This window comes from Gulbenkiania mobilis (assembly GCA_004346645.1).
GTDB lineage: Bacteria > Pseudomonadota > Gammaproteobacteria > Burkholderiales > Chromobacteriaceae > Gulbenkiania > Gulbenkiania mobilis.
The window spans coordinates 1-17,788 of sequence record SMDA01000012.1; the positions used below are offsets into that span (position 1 = coordinate 1).

General features: G+C 66.3%; 17 protein-coding genes. 9 read left to right on the plus strand and 8 right to left on the minus strand.

The genetic code is table 11. The features are described 5' to 3' along the window. Positions 1-252: 252 nt before the first annotated feature. Together argJ and recQ are read right to left on the minus strand one after the other, a co-directional pair. Complete coding sequence (argJ, locus tag EV669_RS13535; protein WP_132098964.1) at positions 253-1,470, minus strand: bifunctional glutamate N-acetyltransferase/amino-acid acetyltransferase ArgJ; 1,218 nt, start codon at positions 1,468-1,470, stop codon at positions 253-255. A gap of 56 nt (positions 1,471-1,526) precedes the next feature. Beyond that, positions 1,527-3,332, minus strand: a complete 1,806-nt coding sequence (recQ, locus tag EV669_RS13540) for a DNA helicase RecQ (protein ID WP_132098965.1) — start codon at positions 3,330-3,332, stop codon at positions 1,527-1,529. A 239-nt stretch (positions 3,333-3,571) separates the two neighbouring features. On the opposite strand from recQ, the gene EV669_RS13545 reads away from it, so the two are divergent. The 4 genes from EV669_RS13545 to EV669_RS13560 are packed head-to-tail and all read left to right on the plus strand — an operon-like array spanning position 3,572 to position 8,332. After that, a complete protein-coding gene (locus tag EV669_RS13545) occupies positions 3,572-4,075 on the plus strand; it encodes a surface-adhesin E family protein (RefSeq protein WP_235445738.1) in 504 nt (167 codons plus the stop codon). Positions 4,076-4,104: 29 nt separating this feature from the next. Continuing rightward, positions 4,105-4,878: a ParA family protein gene (locus EV669_RS13550; RefSeq protein ID WP_132098966.1), complete on the plus strand. Its 774-nt coding sequence runs from the start codon at positions 4,105-4,107 to the stop codon at positions 4,876-4,878. A gap of 2 nt (positions 4,879-4,880) precedes the next feature. Continuing rightward, a complete protein-coding gene (locus tag EV669_RS13555) occupies positions 4,881-7,430 on the plus strand; it encodes a sensor histidine kinase (RefSeq protein WP_132098967.1) in 2,550 nt (849 codons plus the stop codon). An 8-nt stretch (positions 7,431-7,438) separates the two neighbouring features. After that, the gene (locus EV669_RS13560) at positions 7,439-8,332 is read left to right on the plus strand and encodes an ATP-binding response regulator (protein ID WP_055434538.1); all 894 of its coding nucleotides are present in this window, start codon (positions 7,439-7,441) and stop codon (positions 8,330-8,332) included. Here the strand turns inward: EV669_RS13560 and EV669_RS13565 are convergent. Then, positions 8,329-10,581 (minus strand): DNA internalization-related competence protein ComEC/Rec2, encoded by a 2,253-nt coding sequence (locus tag EV669_RS13565; protein WP_132098968.1) that lies wholly within the window; start codon positions 10,579-10,581, stop codon positions 8,329-8,331. The genes EV669_RS13560 and EV669_RS13565 overlap by 4 nt on opposite strands. Before the next feature lie 123 nt (positions 10,582-10,704). Between EV669_RS13565 and EV669_RS13570 the strand changes: the two genes are divergently transcribed. The 5 genes from EV669_RS13570 (at position 10,705) to EV669_RS14310 (ending at position 14,376) form a co-directional block, all read left to right on the plus strand. Next, entirely contained in the window at positions 10,705-11,196 is a 492-nt protein-coding gene (locus EV669_RS13570) for a TIGR00645 family protein (RefSeq protein WP_054286979.1), read from the plus strand. Between the two features lie 3 nt (positions 11,197-11,199). After that, entirely contained in the window at positions 11,200-12,000 is an 801-nt protein-coding gene (locus tag EV669_RS13575) for a class I SAM-dependent methyltransferase (RefSeq protein WP_132098969.1), read from the plus strand. Next, positions 11,990-12,298: a hypothetical protein gene (locus EV669_RS13580; protein WP_132098970.1), complete on the plus strand. Its 309-nt coding sequence runs from the start codon at positions 11,990-11,992 to the stop codon at positions 12,296-12,298. The genes EV669_RS13575 and EV669_RS13580 overlap by 11 nt, the downstream gene beginning before the upstream one ends. A gap of 82 nt (positions 12,299-12,380) precedes the next feature. Beyond that, complete coding sequence (locus tag EV669_RS13585; RefSeq protein WP_132098971.1) at positions 12,381-13,694, plus strand: Na+/H+ antiporter family protein; 1,314 nt, start codon at positions 12,381-12,383, stop codon at positions 13,692-13,694. Positions 13,695-13,710: 16 nt separating this feature from the next. Then, positions 13,711-14,376 carry a SlyX family protein gene (locus EV669_RS14310; RefSeq protein ID WP_404810885.1) on the plus strand — a complete coding sequence of 222 codons (666 nt, stop codon included), beginning with the start codon at positions 13,711-13,713 and terminating at the stop codon, positions 14,374-14,376. 211 nt (positions 14,377-14,587) lie between these two features. Here the strand turns inward: EV669_RS14310 and arsB are convergent, their stop codons facing one another. The 5 genes from arsB to EV669_RS13615 all read right to left on the minus strand — a co-directional run bounded on the left by arsB (position 14,588) and on the right by EV669_RS13615 (position 17,787). Next, positions 14,588-15,649, minus strand: a complete 1,062-nt coding sequence (gene arsB, locus EV669_RS13595; RefSeq protein ID WP_055434542.1) for an ACR3 family arsenite efflux transporter — start codon at positions 15,647-15,649, stop codon at positions 14,588-14,590. 5 nt (positions 15,650-15,654) lie between these two features. After that, positions 15,655-16,146 (minus strand): arsenate reductase ArsC, encoded by a 492-nt coding sequence (locus tag EV669_RS13600; RefSeq protein ID WP_132098972.1) that lies wholly within the window; start codon positions 16,144-16,146, stop codon positions 15,655-15,657. 128 nt (positions 16,147-16,274) lie between these two features. After that, positions 16,275-16,463 (minus strand): hypothetical protein, encoded by a 189-nt coding sequence (locus tag EV669_RS13605; RefSeq protein WP_132098973.1) that lies wholly within the window; start codon positions 16,461-16,463, stop codon positions 16,275-16,277. 11 nt (positions 16,464-16,474) lie between these two features. Then, a complete protein-coding gene (locus EV669_RS13610; RefSeq protein ID WP_054286959.1) occupies positions 16,475-16,786 on the minus strand; it encodes an ArsR/SmtB family transcription factor in 312 nt (103 codons plus the stop codon). 80 nt (positions 16,787-16,866) lie between these two features. Beyond that, positions 16,867-17,787: a DMT family transporter gene (locus EV669_RS13615; RefSeq protein ID WP_132098974.1), complete on the minus strand. Its 921-nt coding sequence runs from the start codon at positions 17,785-17,787 to the stop codon at positions 16,867-16,869. Between the last annotated feature and the right edge of the window lies 1 nt (position 17,788).

Genomic DNA, 17,788 nt, shown 5'->3' on the forward strand with positions numbered 1-17,788 from the left:
AACCACTCACACCTATCGGTTGTTCTAAACTGTCAAAGATCAGGCCGGCGCCGTTGCGCTCAGCAGAGGAAGCGAACTATACCCACCCAATAAGGGCGCGTCAACACTTTGTTACGGATTATTTGCAAACCAACCTCTTCCAGCCCCCGGAACAGGCCCATCGCAGCCGCCCTGACGAACGAGCAGCGGCTCATAAGCACCAAGCCGCCTTTATAAGGCGGCTTGGTGCTTGGTACTGCCGTCGCCATGTCCTCAGCTACGGTAGTCGGCGTTGATGCGCACGTACTCGTAGGAGAAGTCGCAGGTCCATACCGTGGCGCTAGCCGCTCCACGGTTGAGCACGACCCGCACTCTGATCTCGGGCTGCTGCATGACGCGCTGGCCATCCTCTTCACGATAGGCGGGGTTGCGGCCGCCGTTGCAGGCCACCAGTACGTCGTCCAGGTAAAGCTCCAGCCGGTCCACATCCAAGTCGCTGACACCGGCGTAACCGATGGCGGCAAGCAACCGGCCAAGATTGGGATCGGAGGCAAAGAAGGCCGTCTTGACCAAGGGCGAGCGGGCAATGGCGTAGGCAATATCCTTGCACTCGGCCACCGAGCGGCCGCCGTCGACCTGCACAGTGATGAACTTGGTGGCGCCCTCGCCATCACGCACGATGGCTTGGGCTAGTTCGATGGCCAGATCCACGAGGGCAGCCTTGAGCACGGCGTAGTCCGGATGGCGGGGCGAGTCGATCAGCGGTGCGCCGCTTTTGCCGGTGGAGATCAGCATGAAGCTGTCGTTGGTAGAGGTGTCGCCGTCCACGGTGATGCTGTTGAAGGAGAGGTCGGCCACCTCGCGCACCAGCTGGTTGAGCACCGGCCGGGTGACGGCGGCATCGGTCGCGATGAACCCCAGCATGGTGGCCATGTTGGGGTGGATCATACCGGCGCCCTTGGCGATGCCGGTGATGGTGACCGCCTGACCTTGCAGGGCAAGCTGCCGGCTACCGGCCTTGGGGGCGGTGTCGGTGGTCATGATGGCCTCGGCCGCTTCCAGCCAGCTGGCGGGCCGGCGTCCGGGCAGCGCGGCGGTGATGCGATCGACCGGCAGGGGTTCGAGGATGACACCGGTGGAGAACGGCAGGACCTGCTCGGGGGCGCAACCGAGCTCTTCGGCCAAGGTACGGCAGACGGCCAGGGCATTGGCACGGCCGGCTTCTCCGGTGCCGGCGTTGGCGTTGCCGGTATTGACCACCAGCGCGCGGATCTGCACGCCGGCCTCGAGATGAGCCTTGCTGATCTGCACGGGCGCGGCACAGAAACGGTTCTGCGTGAACACACCGGCGACGGTGTTGCCCTTGTCGAGCCGGATGACCAGAAGATCCTTGCGACCGGGCTTCTTGATGCCCGCCTCGGCGACCCAGAGGTCGACCCCGGCCACCGCAGCCAATGCTTCGGCTGCCGCGGGGTTCAGGTTGACTGCCATGAAAGGTTTTCCTTGTTATGTATGAAGATGCACACGGTAAACCGATTGTAGCGGAATCAATCCTGGCGCTCGTGGTGGGCGTCGAGTATTTGCAACAGTGCAGTGCCGTAGCGGGCGAGCTTGAGCTCTCCCAACCCGTGAATACGGGCCAGAGCGTGGGCAGAGGCAGGGCTCTGCTCTACCAGTTCGCGCAGGGTGCGGTCGGAAAAGACGGCGTAGGCCGGCACGTTGTGCTCGTCGGCCGTTTGCTTGCGCCATTGGCGCAGGGCCTGCCAGAGACGCTCTTCCCGCTCGGTGCGCAGCCAGCGGTCGTTGCTGACACTGCGGGCACGGCGCTCGTCGGCCAACGGCCGCAGCGCGATGCGCGCTTCCCCTCGAAGCAGGGGCCGGCATGCTTCAGTCATCACCAAGGCCTGGCCGCGTGCGAGATCCACATCCAGGATCTTGCGGGCCACCAGCTGGCGGATGACGGAACGCCAGGCGCGCTGATTAAGTTCACGGCCGATGCCGAAGGTAGAAAGGGTGTCGTGCCCGGCTTGGGTGACGTGCTGGTTGGCACGCCCGAGCAGGACATCGATCACGTGGCTGGCCCCGAAGCGCTGCCCGGTGCGGTAGATGCACGACAACAGCTTCTGCACTGGCACGGTGGCGTCGAAGGTAGCCGGCGGACTCAGGCAGTTGTCGCAGTGGCCGCACGGGGTGCTGGCTTCGCCGAAGTGCGACAGCAGGGTCTGGCGACGGCAGCCGGCGGTTTCGCAGTAGGCAAGCATCGCTTCGAGCTTGGCCAGCTCCACCTGCTTTTGCAGTGCAGCCATCTCGCTGCCCTGAATCATCTGCGTGAGCTGCACCATGTCGTTGAGGCCGTAACACAGCCAGCTCATCGCGGGCAGGCCGTCACGGCCGGCTCGACCGGATTCCTGGTAGAAGTTCTCCGGGCTCTTGGGCAGGTCCACATGCGCGACGAAGCGTACGTCCGGCTTGTCGATACCCATGCCGAAGGCAACGGTAGCCACCATGACGAGGCCATCCTCACGCAGGAAGGCCCGCTGGTTGGCTTCGCGCACCTCATGCGACAGACCGGCATGGTAGGGCAGCGCACGCACGCCGTTTTCCGTCAGCCAGGCAGCGATTTCCTCCACCCGCCGTCGCGACAGACAGTAGACGATGCCCGAGCTGCCCGGATAGTCGTTCTCGATGAAGGCGAGCAGCTGTTTCTTGGCGTTGTGCTTTTCCACCACCTGATAGAAGAGGTTGGGCCGGTCGAAACTGGCCAAGAACACACGTGCGTCGCTCAGGCGCAGGTAGTGCAGGATGTCCTCGCGCGTCTGCGGGTCTGCGGTGGCGGTCAGGGCGATACGCGGCACCCCGGGAAAGCGTTCGGCCAACATCCCCAGCTGCTGGTACTCCGGGCGGAAGTCGTGACCCCACTGACTGACGCAGTGTGCTTCGTCGATGGCGAACAGGCTGATACGCAAACCGGAGAGAAACTCCAGAAAGCGTGGCATCAGCAGGCGTTCGGGAGCGACGTAGAGCAGGTCGAGCGTGCCGGCCCGTGCTTGGCGGGCAATGTCGCGCGCCTCATCCGGCGGGGTGGCCGAATTGAGGCAGGCGGCGGCTACGCCCAGCTCGGTCAGCGCGGCGACCTGGTCCTGCATCAGGGCGATCAGCGGCGAGACCACCAGACCCACCCCTTCGCGCATCAGCGCGGGAATCTGGTAGCAGAGGCTTTTGCCGCCGCCGGTGGGCATCAGCACCAGCGCATGACCGCCCCCGGCGACATGCTCGATGATGGCCTGCTGCTCGCCGCGGAAAGCCGGATAGCCAAACAGGGTGTTGAGCAGGGAAAGGGCGTCGGCGTGCATTGCGGGGTTCCGGTCGAAGCGCGCTATTGTAAGCCAGCGTGCCGGGGACGGTCGGCAAAAAAAGCGGGCTGCCGGATCGGGCAGCCCGTACTGAGGGAGACAATATGAAACGAAGAGGAAAATGCTTTCGCAGTACGGTTGACCCGGATGGCTGGACAAAAGTTCCGCCGACCGGGCAAGGTTGGCCGAAAAAACACGCTGTGCGACACTGCCAGCAAACCGAGCCAAGGAAATCCGTCATGCAGATGATCCCGATGCGCAAGACCCTGTGCCTTGCTCTGAGCGCCGCCGTCCTGGCGGGGTGCGCCACCCAGCCGACAGGGCCGTCCACCCGCCCCGGCACCGCCTCCAGCCGCCCGCAGCAGCCTGCCAACCCGACACCGAATGCCGACTGGCACAACCTGGGTGTCTCGCCCAATGGCAACATCCTCAACGAAATCGATGCGCTGTCGGTGCGACGCAGCGGTACGCTGGTAACCTTCCGTGACCGCAAGACCATCTTCAACACGCGCAAGGAAAACTTCCTGACCACGCCGCGCCACAAGTACTCCATCAACACCTGGCAGGTGGATTGCCGGGCGCGCACCTACCGGCTGCTCGACGTGACGCTCTACGACGAGAACAGCCGTCAGGTGGCCAGCTTCTCCTATAATGACAGTCAGATAAAACCGATGCCGGTGGTGCAGAACTCGGCCAGCTTCCAGCAGATGCAGTTCGTCTGCCAGGGCTCGCAGCCGCTGTAAGCACCCCGCTTTACTTGAGGGGGCACGCAATGGCGGCCGTGCGCAGGGTGGTATTCAACCAGAAGGGGGGCGTGGGCAAGTCCACGATCACGGTCAACCTGGCGGCGGTGGCGGCACAGGCCGGCCGGCGTGTGCTGGTGCTGGACCTGGATGCCCAGGCCAATGCCAGCCATTACCTGCTAGGTGTGGTGCCCGACGACACCGGCAACGGGGCCAGCGGGCTGTTTGGGCAGATGCTCAACATCAGCCTGTATGCGCGCACCCCGGCCGAATTCGTCCTGCCCACACGCTTCGAGCGCCTGTCGGTCCTGCCGGCCCATCCGGAACTGGCAGAGCTGATGCCCAAGCTGGAACAGCGCTACAAGATGTTCAAGCTGCGCGAGGCGCTGGACATGTTGTCGCAAGAGTATGACGAGATCTGGATCGACACCCCGCCCGCGCTCAATTTCTACACCCGCTCCGCTCTCATCGCCGCCAGCCGCTGCCTGATCCCCTTCGATTGCGATGCCTTCTCCCGGCAAGCGCTCTACAGCCTGCTGGCCCATGTGGAAGAAATCCGGGCCGACCACAACCCGGCGCTGGCGGTGGAAGGCATCGTCGTCAATCAGTTCCAGCCCCGTGCCGCGCTGCCGGCGCGTCTGGTGGGCGAACTGCGCGAGGAAGGCCTGCCCGTGCTGGAGGTGCCGCTGTCGGCTTCGGTGAAGATCCGCGAGTCGCACGAGGCCAGCTGCCCCATGGTTCATCTCGACCCGCGCCACAAGCTGGCGGGGGAATTCATGCGCCTGTACGCCCGCCTGGCCTGATCATGCCTGCCCTGCGCCCCCGCACCTGGCTCGTGCTCTGGTTCATGTTCACGGCCGGGGCGCTGGGGCTGCAGGCCATGCTGGCCCATCGCGATGCTGACCGGCAGGCACTGGCGCAACGCACCCAGGCGGCCCAGACGCGGCTGGCGCTGCTGGAGAGCAGGCTGTACAGCCAACTCAATGCCGTAGGCTTTTTGGCCAACAGCCTCGGCGGAGCCGACCCGGACACCCTGATGCGTGTGCTGGCGCGCCTGCCCGGCCTGCAGACCCCTGCCGAACCGCTGCTCACCGGAGCCGGCCTGGTGTCACGGGTGCCGAACGCGGGGCGGATCGCCTTCGAAGACAGCCTGGGTACCTCGATCCGGGCTCCGCATGAAGGCCGCCTGTACCCCAGCCCGTCGCTGCCAGTGTACTTCCCGGTGCGCTTCTATGCGCCGGACACCGCAGAGGGGCTGCCCCAGGGGTTTGACGCCGGCAGCCTGCCCGGTTGGAATCTCGCCTTGGAGAGTGCCCGGGAAAACCACCAGCCCTACCTGCTGCCGCCCTCCTCGCTGGATGCCCAGAACGGCGCCCTGCACATGGTCGCCAGCCTGCCCGACCGCGACGACATCGTGCTGGTGCGTCTGTCACGGCGCCGCCTGCTGGACCTGACTTCCCCTTCCGGACCCACCGACGGTCTCAGACTGGTGGTGTGGCAGCAGGGCCGCAATCCGGCGCCCTTTCTCGACACCTTGCCACAGGCCCCCCTCCCCACCGCACGGCCTCTGCTGTCGGCCAAGCGGGTGTTCGGTGGGCTGCCGGTGATGGTGACCGTCTTCAGCCTGGGTGACACCCTGCCGGTTTCGGCCAACCTGCCCGCTACGCTGCTACCCACCTTCCTATTCGCCCTGCTGGTGCTCGGGGGCGGATGGCTACTGGTGGGCTGGCAGCGACGCCTGTCGGCCGAAGTGGCCCGGCAGGAGCAGGCGCTGCGCGACAGTACCGAGCAGTTGCAGGCGCAAAGGGCGGAACATAGCCTGTCACAGCGGGCCCTGACCGAGAGCGAAGCCCGACAGCGTGCGATCCTGCAGGCGAGCTCCGATGCCATCCTGTTGATCGATCACGACGGCCGCATTACGCACGCCAACCCGGCAGCCGCCCGTCTGATCGGACAGAGTGCAGTCAGCGTCGAGGGCCTGCCGATCGGCGTGTTGCTTTCCGAGCTTTACCGCACCGATGGCCGGGCCGGGTTTCGCACCCTGGCCATGCGCCACGCCGGCTACCCTTTCGAAGCCCATCTGGTCCGCAACGACAACAGCCGCTTGCCGGTGGAAGTGACGCTCAGCCAGGTGATCCTGCCCAACGACCGCTTCTATGTGGCCGTCTGTCGCGATATCAGCGTACGTAAGGAGCAGGAAGCCGCCCTGATCCGCCTGAAGAACAGCCTGGCCGAGCAGGTGGAAGTACAGCGTCGTCAGCTATCGGCGCTGCTGGAAGCCAGCCCACTGGCAATGGCCTACGTGGTCAACCGCGACTTCAAGCAGGTCAACCGGGCCTTTCTGGAGATGTTCCGCCTGGCCGAGGACCAGACCAACAATCTCTCCACCCGCATCCTGTACGACAGCGATACCCACTGGGAGCGCGCTGGCCGCCTGTTCTTCGATCATGTGAACGACGGACGCGTCATCCACAGCGAACAGCGCCTGGTGACGGGGGACGGCACGCCGATCTGGTGCCGCATGTACGGCAAGGTGGTGAACCCCAGCATGCCGGGGCTGGGCTCGGTCTGGGTGTATCAGGATATCTCGGCCCAGCGCGCCGCCGAGGAAGCGCTGCGGGACGCCAAGAACCTGGCCGAGGAAACCAGCCGTGCCAAAACCGAGTTCCTGGCCAATATGTCGCACGAGCTGCGCACCCCGATGCATGCCGTGCTCGGGTTTGCCGAAATGGGCGCCACCCGGGTGGAGGAGGCCTCGCGGGAGAAGCTGGGCCAGTACTTCGAGCGCATCCATACCAGCGGCCGGCGCCTGATGGGTCTGCTGAACGATCTGCTGGACCTCGCCAAGATGGAAGCCGGCCGCATGGAGTACCACTTCGAGGCGCTGGATGTGGCTGGCCTGTTGGCCGAAGCCTGCGAGGAGATGGCCTCGCTGGCCGAACGCAGCGGTCTGCGCTTCGAGGTGACCGTGCCCGAGGGGTTGTCGGGACAGTGGGACAGCCAGCGCATCCGGCAGGTAGTGGTCAACCTCCTCTCCAACGCCATCCGCTTCAGCCCGCCACAGGGGGTGATCGAACTGACGGCACGGCGCTTGCCGGCCCTGCCGGACGAACGCATCGAGATCAGCGTCACCGATCACGGGCCGGGCATTCCGCCGGCAGAGCTCGAGAGCATTTTCGACAAGTTCATCCAGAGCAGTTCCACCAAGACCGGCGCCGGGGGCACCGGCCTGGGCCTGGCTATCTGCCGTGAGATCGTCACCGCGCATCAGGGACAGATCCATGCGGACAACGCCCCCCATGGTGGCGCCCGGTTTGCCTTCACCCTTCCCGTCCACCCCGTTTCCCATCGATAGGTAGCGTCATGGCCCATACCCTTCTTCTCGTTGATGACGAACCGTTCAACCTGGAGCTGATGAGCGAGCTGCTATCGGAATCCGGCTTTGATGTGGTGGCGGTGGAGAGCGGCGAGGCCGCCCTGCAGGCGCTGGAGCAGGATGGCCAGCACTTCTCTGCGGTGTTGCTGGACAAAATGATGCCCGGCCTGTCGGGCTTTGACGTACTGCGCCGGATCAAGGCCGACCCGACGCTGGCCTTCCTGCCAGTGATCCTGCAGACCGCAGTGGGCGCCGCCGCCAGCGTGCAGGAGGGCCTGGCTGCCGGAGCGTTCTACTACCTGACCAAGCCGTTCTCGCGCGACATGTTGCTGGCCGTGGTGGAGGCTGCGGTCAGCCACTGGGACCGCTACCTGCACTTTCGCGAACTGGCCCATCAGCAGCTGGACGCCCTGCGGCACCTGTCCCACGCCGAGTTCGCCTTCCGCACCCATCGCGAGGCGCAATCCGTCACCGCCCTGCTGGCCCAGGCCTGCCCACAGCCTGAACGGGTGGCCACCGGCCTGTTCGAGCTGATCGTCAACGCCATCGAACACGGCAACCTCGGGCTGTCGTATCACGACAAGACCCGGCTGCAGGCCAGCGGCGAATGGGAGCAGGAAGTGGAGCGCCGACTGGCCGACCCGGCCATGGGCGAGCGCCGGGTGCGTGTACGCTACGAGGCCTCGACCACGCTGCGACGCTTCTGGATCGAGGACGAGGGCGAGGGCTTTGACTGGGCACCGTATCAGGAAATCGATCCGGCCTCGCTGATCGAGAGCCACGGGCGCGGCATCCTGATCGCACGCCGCCTGTCCTTCGACCAGCTCACCTACCACGGCCAGGGGAACCAGGTCGAAGCACTGGTGCAGGTGGCAGGCTAGCGGGGGCAGTGGCGGCGCCAGTAGCGGGCAGCCCGATCCCGGTAGCCTTCCACCACTGGTCCGCCCGCTTCCAGGGTCAGCGTCAGCATGCCTTGGCAATCGGTCCTGACCACCGCCACCCCGTGTGCAGCCAGCCGGCCCAGCACATCCGGATGAGGGTGCCGGTAGCGGTTCAGCGCACCGGCACTGATGATCGCCAGCCGGGGGCGCACCGCCTCCAGCCACACGCCGCTGGTCGCGGTGCGGCTGCCGTGGTGGCCGACTACCAGCACTGTACTGGCCAAGGCTGGACCATGCCGTGCCACCAAGGTGGCCTCCACCGCCGCCGGGGCGTCGCCTGGCAGCAGGACGGCTCCAGTGCGCCCCACCACCCGCACTACGCAGCTGTGCGCGTTGTCGTCGGAAGCGCCCCCGACGGCCGGCGGCCAGAGCACCTCGAAGCGAACACCGTCCCACTGCCATGTCTGACCCGCTACACAGCGCGTCATCGGCTGGCCAGGTGCGCTTGCGGTCTGCGCACCCCACAGCTGCCTCACGGGGAACGCAGCCAGCAGGCTGGCCGCAGCGCCATCATGATCGCTGTCGTGATGCGACAGCAGCAGGGTATCCAGCCGGCTCAAGCCCAGCCCTTGGAGCTGTGGCACCACTACCCGGCTCGCCTCTCCTGCGCCGGTGTCGTACAGCAATGCATGACGGGCGGTGCGCACCAGCACCGACAGCCCCTGCCCTACATCCAGGACCGTGACCTGCATCGTCCCCGGCAGGGGCGCAGGCGGCCGCCACAGAAACACCGGCAGCCACAACACCGCCGCCCAAAGCCGGGCCGTCCAGCCAGCCGGCAGGACGGCCCAGACCGCCCCTGCCAGCAGGGCAGGCCAGAGCGGCGCAGGCAGGCCGGGCACCGGCCAGGTGGGTAATCGGGCAAGCTGATGCAGACCCCACAGTCCCTGTTCGGCCAACCAGCCTGCCAGGACGGTGAGCCCTTCGGCAGGCACGGCGGCAGCAAGAAGCGCCAGCGGCGTCAGCAGAAAGGTGGCGAAGGGAATGGCCAGCGCGTTGGCAAGCGGAGACACGAGCGGCAACTGGCCGAACCATCCGGCCAGAAGCGGCACCGAAGCGACCGTGACCGCCCACTGCGCCTGTAACCCCCGGCGCCACCACGGTAGGCCGACCACAGCTTGCCCGCTCCAGATCAGCACCGCCACCAACCCGAATGACAGCCACACCCCAGGGGCCAGCACCGCGAAGGGGTCCGCCGTTAGCACCGCAGCCAGCGCAATCGCCCACAGGCGCAGGGGCGGTAGCGGGCGCCGCAGCAGAAGCAGGACCGCGGCCACACCCAGCATCAATACGCTACGCTGTGTCGGCACCGAAAAGCCGGCTAGCAAGGCGTACATCAGGGCGGCGATCCAGGCCGCCACGACCACGACGGTACGGGGCGCCACGCCCGGTGGCGGAAAACGCCGCACCAGCCGGGCAGTGAGCCAGCCGACCCATCCGGCAGCCAGCGTGATGTGCAGGCCGGAAATGCTTACGAGGTGGCTGGTGCCGGTGGCGGCAAAGTCGCGCCAGGCCGAAGACGGCAGATCGCCCTGCGCCCCCACCGTCAGCGCCCCCAACAGGCCGGCTGCAGCACTACTCTCCAGCACATGCAAAAAGCGCTGCCGTACCCGGTCACGCAGTCGGTCGATGAACGACTGCCCATCGGCCGCATCCGCAAGACGCAGCGCCCCCTTGCGGACGGTGGCGGTGGCCAGCCACCCTTCACTCCACATCCAGCGCTCGGCATCGAAGCCGTAGGGGTTGGCCGAAGCGGCAACCGGACGCATGCGCAGCTTCAGCTGCCAGCGGCTGCCCGCAGGCCAATGCCCACCACGGTAGTCGCTGACCAGCACCCGGCGCGGCATCCCGGCCGGCCCCTCCAGCACCTGCTCCACCTCCAGCGCGAAACGCACGCCGAACTCTCCCGGATCCGGCAGGCCCCGCACCGTGCCCACGACTTCCACCGCCGTACCCGCCGGTCCCAGAGCCTGCGCTTCGGCCAACCTTGACTCGGCCCGCCACAGGGACCACGCCAGCGCCAGCAGGAAGGTGATGGCCAACAGGCAGCCCTGCCGCCAGGTCTTGGGACCGACACGGCGCCAGGGACACAGCATGACCGCCAGCGCCGCTACCAAGTGCCAGTCGGGCAGATGGGGCAGGAGCGAAGGCAGGGTCAGGCCGGTCAGCCAGAAGAAGAGTGCGCGCATGGGGAAATTCTATGACTACGGCATTTGAGCACTCAACCGCTCCATGCCCTGCTCGGGGCGATGCTACACTTCGGTCGGGCCCGACCCAAAGGCGCGCCCACCGCAACAACCGCAGGAAACGACATGGTAGAAAAGCTGCTCGAACGACTGATGTATGCCTCGCGCTGGATCCTCGCCCCTATCTATCTCGGGCTCAGCCTCACACTGGTGGCGCTGGGCATCAAGTTCTTCCAGGAACTGGCGCATGTGCTGCCCAATATCCTCACTGTGGCCGAGGCCGACCTCATCCTCGTGGTGCTATCCCTGATCGACATCTCGCTCGTCGGCGGCCTGATCGTGATGGTGATGCTGTCCAGCTACGAGAACTTCGTGTCGCGTATCGACTTCGACGAGGACAGTGAGAAGCTGGGCTGGCTCGGCAAGATGGACTCCACGAGCCTGAAGAACAAGGTTGCCGCCTCGATCGTGGCGATCTCGTCCATTCACCTGCTCAAGCTGTTCATGAACGCCAGCAACGTCCCCAATGACAAACTGCTGTGGTACGTCATCATCCACCTCACCTTCGTGCTGTCCGCCTTTGTGATGGGCATGCTCGACAAGATGACCAAGCACTGACCGATGACCTTTCCCCTCTACTGCGCCGAACCTGCGCGACGCGATACCGCCCGCCACCTTGCAGAACGTTTCGGACTGGAACCGGTACGCCAGCGTCCAGAAGCCGGCTACTGGCTGGAGCTGGGGCCGGAGCGACTGGAGCTGGTCACCACCGGCCGGCATGGCGCGGTCTATGCCGAATTCGTGGAAGGCGCCGCGCGTCACCGACGCGAGCAGGGCGGCGGACGCGGCCAGCCGGTGGCCAAGGCCATCGGTCTCAAGGGCGCGCGCGTGCTGCCCCGGGTGGTGGATGCCACCGCCGGGCTGGGGGGCGACAGCTTCGTGCTGGCCAGCCTGGGCTGTACTGTCACCCTCTTGGAGCGCTCGCCGGTGGCCGCCGCCCTGCTGTACGACGCGCTGGAGCGCGCCCGTGTTCATCCGGACACCGTGGAGATCGCCGCACGCATGACGCTGGTGCACGACGACGCTATCCGCTGGTTGGCCGAAACGGCCACCCGGCCCGCGGCTGAGCGGCCAGAGGTGGTTTTCGTGGATCCGATGTTTCCTGATACCGACAAGAAGAGCGCGGCCGCCAAGAAGGGCATGCAGGCCTTCCAGCAGGTGATCGGCGACGACCTGGACAGCACCGCACTCCTGGCCTGCGCTCTGGAGGCCGCCACGGTGCGGGTGGTGGTCAAACGCCCGCTGCGCGGCCCGGCGATCGAGGGCGTGCGGCCTTCCGCGGTGCTGGAAGGCAAGTCCACCCGTTTCGATCTCTACGTCATCCGGGCGCTGCGCCCGGCAGGGGCAGCGGATGCACCCTAAGGCCCGCACCGGTCGCTCCCTGTCGCGTCCAGCACGGTGGACCGCCCTGCTCTTCGGGCTCGGGCTGATGGTGCTGGGCGCGCTGGCGGCGATCACCGCACGCTACGCCGGGCGCACACGTACCGGCCAGGCAGTGCTGTTGCTCGATGGCGATGCAGTGTCCACCGGACTGGGCCTCATGGCCTTCGGCGTGGCGCTGTTTGCCTTCTGGGCGCGCCGGCCGGCTGTGGCCGGTGCCTGGATGGGGGTGTGGATGGTGCTTGGCGTGCTGCTGATGCTGGCCCCGGCGTGGCGCTAAGCGGCGCCCTGATCGACAAAACCGGGCCCGGCCGGTATTCTCCGCCCCTTTTCCCTTGCAAATCATACCTTTGTATATACAAATGAACGCCGTCTTCCTTGCTGTCGCCGTCATGCTGGGGCTGTCGCTTGCACGCACCCATGTTGTCATCAGCCTCCTGATCGGGGCGCTTGTCGGCGGGTTGGCAGGTGGCCTGTCGCTGGCCAAAACCCTGGCCGCCTTCAACACCGGGCTGACCGGAGGCGCGTCGGTGGCGCTGTCGTACGCGATGCTGGGCGCCTTTGCGCTGGCAATCGCCAAATCCGGCCTGCCGCATGTGGTGGCCGACTTGGCGGTGAAGCGACTGGAATCCAGTCGGGGCCAGACACGTCTCAAATGGATGCTGATCGGCCTGTTGGCGGTGGCGAGCGTGATGAGTCAGAACCTGGTACCGATCCACATCGCCTTCATCCCGCTGCTGGTGCCGCCGCTGCTGTACGTGATGGCACGCCTACAGCTGGACCGTCGTCTGGTGGCGTGCGTGCTGACCTTCGGCCTGACCACGCCCTACATGCTGTTCCCGGTGGGGTTTGGCGACATCTTTCTCAAACAGATCCTGCTGGGCAACATCACCAAGGCGGGCATGGATGTCTCCGGTGTGAACGTAATGCACGCCATGGCGATTCCGGCGGCGGGCATGGTGCTGGGCCTGCTGCTGGCGGTGTTCGTCAGCTACCGTCGACCGCGCCATTACGTGCTGGGAAAGATTGAGAACGCCGAGCGCACCCACACACACGTCAGCCGACGCTCGCTGCTGACGGCGCTGTTCGCCATCGGCGCGGCCTTTGCCGTGCAGCTCTATACCGATTCGATGATCATGGGGGCCCTGCTGGGCTTTCTGGTGTTTCTGGCCACCGGCGTGGTGCGCTGGCGCGAGGCGGATGGCGTGTTCAACGAAGGCATGAAGATGATGGCGATGATCGGCTTCATCATGATCACCGCCCAGGGATTTGCCGAAGTGCTCAAGGCTACCGGCGAGGTGGAGGGCCTGGTACACGCTTCGGCCGACCTGTTCGCCGGCAACCGCGGCATGGCCGCGTTCGCGATGCTGCTGGTGGGGCTGCTGGTGACCATGGGCATCGGCTCTTCGTTCTCCACCGTGCCGATCATCGCCGCCATCTATGTGCCGCTGTGCCTGCAGCTGGGCTTCTCGCCGCTGGCCACAGTCTCGATCATCGGCACCGCCGGCGCGCTGGGCGATGCCGGTTCGCCGGCCTCCGATTCTACGCTCGGCCCCACGGCCGGGCTGAACGTGGATGGTCAGCACGACCATATCCGCGACACTACCCTTCCCACCTTCCTGCACTACAACCTGCCCTTGATGGCGGCAGGCTGGATCGCAGCGATGGTGCTCTAAGCTTCGGAGACGCGCCATGAGATATCCCGCTCCACTTGCTTTGGCCCAGGCCGTTGCACCGCTACTGGCGGGGCTCGGCTGGGGAATTGGCGGCAGCACCCTGCTGTACCGGCTGGGGCTGGAAGCAGACCCACAGGACCTGGACCTGGACCTGGTGGTGCAGCCTACGGCATTCGCCGAGGCCGAACAGCGCCTGCTGGCCATGCTGGAACCGCTGCCCCGTCCGCCGCACCCACGCAACCGCACCGAACACTTTGCGCGCTTTGTGGCCGATGACGGCACCCGGCTCGACCTGATGGCGGGGATCGCGGTGTCGACCCCGGCGGGGGTACAAGGCTGGACATTCGATCCAGGCCGCGTGGAGCGCGACGGCGCGCTCGCGTGGATGCACCCCGAAGACTGGCTGGAGCTCTATCGTCTGTTCGACCGGCCCTACCGGGTGGTGCAACTGGAGCAGTGGCTGTCTGCGCGCGACACCCGACAACGGGCCGAAGCGCTGGAAGTGCGGCTGGCCTGGTTGGACGACACTCTGGACAGCCTCAGCCGGACGGTGGCGCGCCAGCAGCAGGAGATCGACCTGCTGCAGGAGCAGTTGCGCGTGCTTTACCGCCAGCTGCAGCAGGGGCCGGACCAGAGTGGCTCGCCGCTGTCGCTGCGCGACGAAGTGCCCCCCCACTACTGAGGCCTCCGGCCCCCGAGATCGGCCCGAGGCTTTCGCCGCGCGGTCCGTGTCGGAGAAGTGGAACACCTGCCGACCGGCTTGCCGTGCCCCCGGCCACCCAATCAAACCGCCCAGCCCACCTGGCCGCCCTTACACCCCCACGCCAGCGCTACCGCAGGCGGAAGGTTGGCCGAAAGCGGCGGGCGCGGCCCGTCTGAGGGGGGACGCGTGCTCAGGTCAACGGCGCACGGGCAGCGTACCAAGGGCGGCTGCGATTAACGATCGCCACCACAGACAGCATGACCGGCACCTCGATCAGCACGCCGACCACCGTAGCCAAGGCTGCCCCACTCTCGAAACCGAACAGGGCAATCGCCGTGGCCACCGCCAGCTCAAAGAAATTACTGGCCCCGATCAGCGCCGAAGGGCCGGCTACACAGTGCGCCACCTTCAGATGCCGGTTAAGCCAGTACGCCAGAAGGGCATTGAAGTACACCTGGATCACGATCGGCACGGCCAAGAGCACGATCACACGCGGCTGGGCCAGGATCTGGGGCCCCTGAAAGGCGAACAGCAGCACCAGCGTCAGCAGCAGGGCGGCCAGCGATGCCGGGCCCACCCGCTGCATTGCCGCATCCAGCCGCGCCCGCCCTCCCCGAGCCATCAGTAGCCGCCGCAAGAGCTGGCTGAGGATGACCGGCACCACGATGAAAAGCAGCACCGAAACCGCCAGCGTGTCCCACGGTACCACGATGCGCGACAGGCCGAGCAGCAGCCCCACCAGCGGGGCGAACGCCACCAGCATGATGGCGTCGTTGAGAGCGACCTGGCTCAGGGTGAAGGTTGCATCGCCACGGCACAGCCCGCTCCATACGAACACCATGGCCGTGCAGGGGGCAGCGGCCAGCAGGATCAGACCGGCGATGTAGCTGTCGATCTGTTCGGCGGGCAGCCACGGGGCAAACAGATGGCGCACGAACACCCAGCCCAGCAGGGCCATGGAAAAGGGTTTGACCAGCCAGTTGACCCCTAACGTCACCCCGATTCCGCGCGCATGCCGTCCCACCTGTTGCAAGGCAGCAAAGTCCACCTTGGCCAGCATGGGGATGATCATCAGCCAGATCAGTACCGCCACGGGTAGGTTGACCTCGGCCAGCTTCATCCGGCCCAGCCCCTGAAAGAAATCGGGCGCCACACGCCCCAGCAGCACGCCTGCGATGATGCAGCCTAGCACCCACCAGGTGAGGTTGCGCTCGAACATCCCCATGCCGGCCGCCGCCGGTTCCGACCGCATCTTTTTCATCGTGTGCCGATCTCGCGCAGGGCCTGCTCCAGCGCGGGCGCGTCCATGGTCTCCACCGGCAAGGCCGTCAGGGCTTCGACGCGGGCGCGCAGCAGCGCATACGCCCTCTCGAACGCCGCCAGCCGGTCCACCTCGCTGCCCGTTGCCGCGGCCGGATCATCCACGCCCCAATGGCCGCGTAGCGGCTGGCCCCGCCAGATGGGACAGGCTTCGCCCGCAGCGCTGCTGCACACGGTGATCACGATGTCGATTGATGGTGCATCGGCAGCGGCAAAGGTCGACCAGCTCTTGCTGACGTAGCCTTCGCTCGCAAGCCCGTGGGCGGCCAGCGTGCGCAAGGCTAGGGGATGCACGTGCCCGGTGGGCTGGCTGCCGGCACTGTAGGCGCGAAAGCGCCCCCGGCCGAGATGGTTGAAGAGGGCTTCGCCCAGAATGCTGCGTGCGGAGTTGCCGGTGCACAGGACGAGCACGGTCAGGGGCAAGTTCATGGCTTCCTTCTTTCTTTAGCGCGAAACGAGGGTTTCGATGTTCTTAAGGCCGGTGAGGCCGACACATGAGGGCGCGGTCTGTGGCACGCTCTACGGTAAGCCCGCCGGGTCGGCCCACGTCCGGTTCGTCAGGGCCAGCCGCTGCATGCCCGGCGCAGGCCCATCGGCCGGCAGAGGCAGGGGAAAGCCGGATCGGTCAGCACCCAGACGGCCTCGCCCTCACCCAGACGGATACGTGGACTGTCCCGCTGCACGGTATAGAAAGGCGCTGCATGGGCCGGCGCGGGGGCGACAACATCCAGAGGGCGACGTTTCAATCGCAGGCCCTTCAGCAGCGACCGCACCCGGCCTCTGGCGAGGCGCGGCAGCAGTTCTCGGTCAGATAGCCCACCAGCGCGTTCATCGCCTCGAAACGGGCGCAGTAGCGGATAAACCGCCCCTCGCTCACGCCTTCGGCCAGCCCTGCGCCGCACAGGCTCTTGAGGTGAAAGGACAGGGTGGCAGGCGCAAGCGACAGTGCCTCGCCGATCTGTCCGGCCGTTAGCCCGGCCGGGCCCGTCTCTACCAGCAGGCGGAACACCGCCAGCCGGGAAGGTTGCGCCAACGCCGCCAGCATGGTCACAGCAGTGCTTGATTCCATGTTTCCAGAATTGTGGAAATAATAACCAGCATAAAGCGCACTCTCGCCGGTACGCAAGACCCGTCGCCCGTTCGGTTCGCTCAGGCAGCCGGGGGCGCCGGGGCCGGCACAGTCGGACGCCGCTTTTCGGTCATCCCGCCCGAGAGCAGGCTGGCCCCGCCAATCAGGGCACCGCCGGCCCATTCGCTCAGGCTCATGCGCTCGCCCGCCAGGAAATAGGCCGACAGGGCGGCAAACACCAGCTCCATCAGCATCAGGGTCATCACCTGGGTGGCGGGCAGAATGGTCAGCCCATGCATGGAAATCACACTGGTGGCCAAGAGCGTGGCACCCAGCGCCAGCAGCACCAGCCACTGCCAGCCAGACACCGCACCGATCTCGGCCAGGTCGCCGCGCACCAGCAGCGCCCCAAGGCCGAAGCCAGCCACCCCCAGCCATACCGACGCCGACTTCACCGGTACCGGCAAACCCTGCGCCTGACGACTGATGACATTCCCCAACGCAAACGCCACCCCGCCCGACAGCGCCAGCCACTCCGCCCGGGTGGACAGCGGCAGCGCGCCGTCAAACAGGCCGGGCCGGTACAGGATCACCGCACAGCCCGTCAGCGACATGGCCACCACCTGCCAGCCGCGCCGGGTCAGGCGTTCGTGCAGCAGCAGGCTGGAAAAGAACACCGTCCACAGCGGCGACAGATAGAACAGGAGCAGCACGCGCATGACCTGTCCTTCGGACACCGCCCAGGTATAGCTGAAGTTGCACCAGCCGTAGAGCAGCGTCAGCGGCACCAGCACCCGCTCGAAGCGCAGCTGGCGGCGGTAGGTGTCGAAGAACACCACGCCGCCGAGCGCGATGGAAACGAGATAGACCATCAGCGAGGTGGTGGCGGTAGAAACGCCTGCCTCGGCCATGTGGCGGAACGGAAACCACATGAGTCCCCATACCAGCGCCGAGGTCATGGCACACAGCACCGCCAGCCTTTTTTGTTTTACAAGATCCATG

Bases quoted from the DNA above. Each gene is read 5' to 3' on its own strand.
- EV669_RS13600 (WP_132098972.1), bottom strand. From the start codon at position 16,146: ATGAACTTGCCCCTGACCGTGCTCGTCCTGTGCACCGGCAACTCCGCA.
- EV669_RS13580 (WP_132098970.1), top strand. From the start codon at position 11,990: ATGCACCCTAAGGCCCGCACCGGTCGCTCCCTGTCGCGTCCAGCACGG.
- EV669_RS13565 (WP_132098968.1), bottom strand. From the start codon at position 10,581: ATGCGCGCACTCTTCTTCTGGCTGACCGGCCTGACCCTGCCTTCGCTC.
- EV669_RS13550 (WP_132098966.1), top strand. From the start codon at position 4,105: ATGGCGGCCGTGCGCAGGGTGGTATTCAACCAGAAGGGGGGCGTGGGC.
- EV669_RS13615 (WP_132098974.1), bottom strand. From the start codon at position 17,787: ATGGATCTTGTAAAACAAAAAAGGCTGGCGGTGCTGTGTGCCATGACC.
- argJ (WP_132098964.1), bottom strand. From the start codon at position 1,470: ATGGCAGTCAACCTGAACCCCGCGGCAGCCGAAGCATTGGCTGCGGTG.
- EV669_RS13555 (WP_132098967.1), top strand. From the start codon at position 4,881: ATGCCTGCCCTGCGCCCCCGCACCTGGCTCGTGCTCTGGTTCATGTTC.
- EV669_RS13585 (WP_132098971.1), top strand. From the start codon at position 12,381: ATGAACGCCGTCTTCCTTGCTGTCGCCGTCATGCTGGGGCTGTCGCTT.
- EV669_RS14310 (WP_404810885.1), top strand. From the start codon at position 13,711: ATGAGATATCCCGCTCCACTTGCTTTGGCCCAGGCCGTTGCACCGCTA.
- recQ (WP_132098965.1), bottom strand. From the start codon at position 3,332: ATGCACGCCGACGCCCTTTCCCTGCTCAACACCCTGTTTGGCTATCCG.
- EV669_RS13610 (WP_054286959.1), bottom strand. From the start codon at position 16,786: ATGGAATCAAGCACTGCTGTGACCATGCTGGCGGCGTTGGCGCAACCT.
- arsB (WP_055434542.1), bottom strand. From the start codon at position 15,649: ATGCGGTCGGAACCGGCGGCGGCCGGCATGGGGATGTTCGAGCGCAAC.
- EV669_RS13570 (WP_054286979.1), top strand. From the start codon at position 10,705: ATGGTAGAAAAGCTGCTCGAACGACTGATGTATGCCTCGCGCTGGATC.
- EV669_RS13560 (WP_055434538.1), top strand. From the start codon at position 7,439: ATGGCCCATACCCTTCTTCTCGTTGATGACGAACCGTTCAACCTGGAG.
- EV669_RS13545 (WP_235445738.1), top strand. From the start codon at position 3,572: ATGCAGATGATCCCGATGCGCAAGACCCTGTGCCTTGCTCTGAGCGCC.
- EV669_RS13575 (WP_132098969.1), top strand. From the start codon at position 11,200: ATGACCTTTCCCCTCTACTGCGCCGAACCTGCGCGACGCGATACCGCC.